Source organism: Christensenella sp., assembly GCF_034927525.1.
Taxonomy (GTDB): Bacteria; Bacillota; Clostridia; order Christensenellales; family Christensenellaceae; genus Christensenella.
On the sequence record NZ_JAYFPU010000294.1, the window covers coordinates 1 to 3714 of the forward strand.

General features: G+C 50.8%; 4 protein-coding genes. All 4 read left to right on the plus strand.

The window, feature by feature from the left end:
* Positions 1-857 (plus strand): sensor histidine kinase (locus tag VB081_RS11875; protein WP_323401014.1); only part of this gene is annotated, 857 nt, incomplete at its 5' end.
* A gap of 92 nt (positions 858-949) precedes the next feature.
* Positions 950-1465, plus strand: a complete 516-nt coding sequence (locus VB081_RS11880) for an ECF transporter S component (RefSeq protein WP_323401015.1) — start codon at positions 950-952, stop codon at positions 1463-1465.
* A gap of 60 nt (positions 1466-1525) precedes the next feature.
* Positions 1526-2509 (plus strand): diaminopimelate dehydrogenase, encoded by a 984-nt coding sequence (locus VB081_RS11885; protein ID WP_090306786.1) that lies wholly within the window; start codon positions 1526-1528, stop codon positions 2507-2509.
* 515 nt (positions 2510-3024) lie between these two features.
* The gene (locus VB081_RS11890; protein WP_278286192.1) at positions 3025-3606 is read left to right on the plus strand and encodes a hypothetical protein; all 582 of its coding nucleotides are present in this window, start codon (positions 3025-3027) and stop codon (positions 3604-3606) included.
* Positions 3607-3714: the final 108 nt, after the last annotated feature.

A 3714-nucleotide genomic window follows, 5' to 3' on the forward strand; every position in this document is an offset into this window, starting at 1 on the left:
GCGTCATTGAATTTGGCCTTTTATCCTTTGGCGGTCTCCTCCTTCCCCTGACTACCTTAGATGCCTTCAGCCTTTTCGCCATGTCCGGGATCATCCTGAATATCGTGCTCCTTTATGTTTATGTATATAGCATCCTTAAAAGCGCCTGGCGACAAAGCCAAAAGACCCTGGAGGAAAAACAGGCCCGCTTTCTTCTGGACCTCCAAACCCAGCGAATGAAGGACCTGCGCCAGGCCATTGCGGATACCAGACAATCCCGTCACGATCTCCGCCATCATCTTCAGGCCCTGTCCACTTTAGCCTCCCAGGAGGATGGCGGCACCGCCGAGGAGCGGCTCTTCCGTATCCAGGATTACCTGAAGACCTACACCGAAATGGTCGATCAGCGGGAATTCATTCCCTTGTGCCATAACCTGCTGGTGGATAGTCTTTTAAATTACTATCGCAGCAAGGCCCTGGATGCCCAGGTCTCCTTTGAGATCCACGCCAACCTTCCGGAAATCTCCATGATTCCCGATCCCCTGCTGTGCATTATTTTAGGGAATCTATTGGAAAATGCCTTAGATGCCGTCACCGAACTTCCTGCCGATGAGCGGCACATCCAAGTTGCCCTCCAGATTTTAGAAGAAAATCTCATTATCACCGTCGATAATACCTTTAATGGTAATCTGGATATCAAAGGGGATGTGTTTCACAGCACCAAAGCCACCGGCTCTGGACTTGGGCTCATCAATGTCAGCCAAACCGCTGAGAACTACGGCGGCAATGCCCTTTTCGAAGGGGCCGGCAAAAGCTTCCACGCCTCAGTTATCCTTCCCATTGGCGGGCCCTACCCCATCTTTGAAGAACAAGCATAAACTGAACCCATTAAAAACTTTTAAACTGAACCATCCGGTGGTTCAGTTTTTTAGTATAATAAATGGTACAAACAGAACACAGGAGATTGATCATGACCATAACCACTAAAAAATGCTGCTACACTGCCTTGATGATTGCCATCACCTTCATTATGATTTACATCATCAAAATCCCCATCCCCAATGGCTATATTCACCTGGGAGACGGTGCCGTCTTTTTGTGCGGCTATATCCTCGGGCCCATCCTCGGAACCTTTGCCGCTTGTGTCGGTGCTGCTTCTGCAGATTATTTCTCGGGCTACGCCATCTACATCATTCCCACCATCCTAGCCAAGGGCACCATGGCCTGGCTAACTGCCTGGGCGATGGCCCACCCCAGCCTTAAGAAAGGGACCCAGATGGCCATCCTTTTTGGTGCCAGCATCGTCATGGCCTTCATTTATTACCTCTCAGAGGTCATAATGTACGGCAACGCCCTATCCCCCCTGGTTAACATTCCCTTCAATCTGCTCCAGGCCGCGGTTGGCCTTGTCATCGCAGTACTGCTCTTCAAGCCCCTGCGCAGCTTTCGACTAGTCGAGATTAAACCCATTTCCACCACAGAATAAATTTGTGCTATAATGAATCCAATCATACGGCATTGAATTTTAATTTGAGGAGGAAGCACAATGATAAAAATCGGTATTTTGGGCTACGGGAACCTGGGGCGGGGCGTTGAATGCGCCATCCGACAAAACCCGGATATGGAGCTCGTCGCCATCTTCACCCGCCGGCCCCCGGAGACTCTCACCATTCTGACAGAGGGGGTCCCCGTCCGCAGCGTCGAGGATGCCCCAGCTTTTGAGGATACCATCGACGTCATGATCCTCTGCGGCGGCAGCGCCACCGACCTCCCCCAGCAAACCCCGGATTTTGCAGGGCGCTTCAACGTGGTGGACAGCTTTGACACCCACGCCAAAATCCCAGAGCACTTTGCAGCGGTGGATAAAGCCGCCACAGAAGCGGGCCATGTTGCCCTGATTTCCGCAGGCTGGGACCCCGGCCTCTTCTCCCTCAACCGGGTTTATGGCAACGCCATCCTGCCTGTGGGGCAGGATTATACCTTCTGGGGCAAGGGCGTCAGTCAGGGCCATTCCGATGCCATCCGGCGTATTGAAGGCGTGGTGGATGCCCGTCAGTATACCATCCCCGTGGATGCCGCCCTGGAGGCCGTGCGCAGTGGTGTCAACCCAGAGCTTTCCACCCGGGAAAAACACACCCGGGAATGCTTCGTCGTCGCCAGAGACGGCGCGGACCAAGCTGCCATCGAAGCTGAAATCGTCGGGATGCCCAACTATTTCGCGGATTATGACACCACCGTCCACTTTATTTCCGCCGAAGAGCTGGCCCGGGACCATCAGGGAATCCCCCATGGCGGCTTCGTCATCCGCAGCGGTGCCACCGGCTGGGAAAATGAACATAAGGCCGTGGTAGAATACAGCTTAAAGCTGGATTCCAACCCCGAGTTTACCGCCTGTGTCCTGGTCGCCTGTGCCCGGGCCGTTGCCCGCTTCGCTGCCCAAGGGGCAAAAGGGGCTAAGACCATCTTTGATGTCCCACCCGCTTATTTGTGCGCTGGTGATGGGGCAGATTTGCGTAAAATATTGCTTTAAAGCCCAAGGAGCCGCTGCATTCTTTCCAGATGCGGCGGCTTTTTTGTCGTTGCAATATTAAGGGAGTGCTTGTATAATAAGACCATAAGACACAATGGGCTTAAGGGGAAGAAAATGGGAAAAAAGATATCGCACTCAAAGAATTTTTTTCAAATAACAACCGTTTTGCACAATTATGCAACAATGCTCTTTTTAATGGTAAATCCGTTATACAGGCCGATCGTCTTAAACCCTTAGACAGTGCCCAAAGTGAGCTTATCCCCCTGGGCGAGAAAGCCGCTGATTTTATCCAGAAAAACCGGGACGTGGTAAAGCTTTATAACGATGAAATGGCATTTATCGTTCTCGGACTGGAATCCCAAAACGATATACATTATGCCATGCCGCTGCGCTGCCTAGTCTAGGATGCTCACTCCTATGACAGGCAATATCGTGAAATTGGAGATACCCATCGAAAGAACAGGGATTTAAAGGGAGCGGAGCGATTAAGCCGCTTTGCACGAGGGGATAAACTCATCCCCGTAATAACCCTGGTCGTTTATTATGGCACCACACCCTGGGATGCCCCCAGAAGTTTAAGGGAAATGATTGCCATGCCAGGGGGAAACCCAATACTGGCTTCACTGGTTCCAGACTACCCCATGCACCTGCTGGAAGTCCAGTGTATTGAAAACATGGAAGAATACGAGGGCGAGCTAAAAGTCCTTCTGGGCTTTGTAAAATATCAAAAGAATTTAGAGGCACTTTTAACCTTTGTGGGTGAGAATGAAGAAATCTGCAAAAAGCTTCCCCGAGAAACCCTACGGACCATCGAGGCCGTTGCGGAGATTAAAGAGCTGGAAGAGTATATTCCCAATATTGAAGAACAGGAGGTGATTAATATGTGTGATGCATTACAGCAGTTAAGGCAAGAAGGTCGCATGGAAGGTCGCATGGAAGGTCGCACGGAAGGTCGACGCGAAGGTAAGCTGGAGGCTGAAGAATCGATCATTCTGGAAATGCTCAAAAAGAAGCTGGATATCCCCTTGATTGAAGACATCACCCACCTGCCCACCGAGCGTATTTTAGAAATTAAGCGACAGTATAAAATTCAGTGATTTTGGAATTGTGGAGCCGCTGCATCCCTGTGAAGGATGCGGCGGCTTTTTGATGGGCTTGTGGAGATACCTTGTATAAAAAAACAGCAATGCTGTTTTTTTAGCACT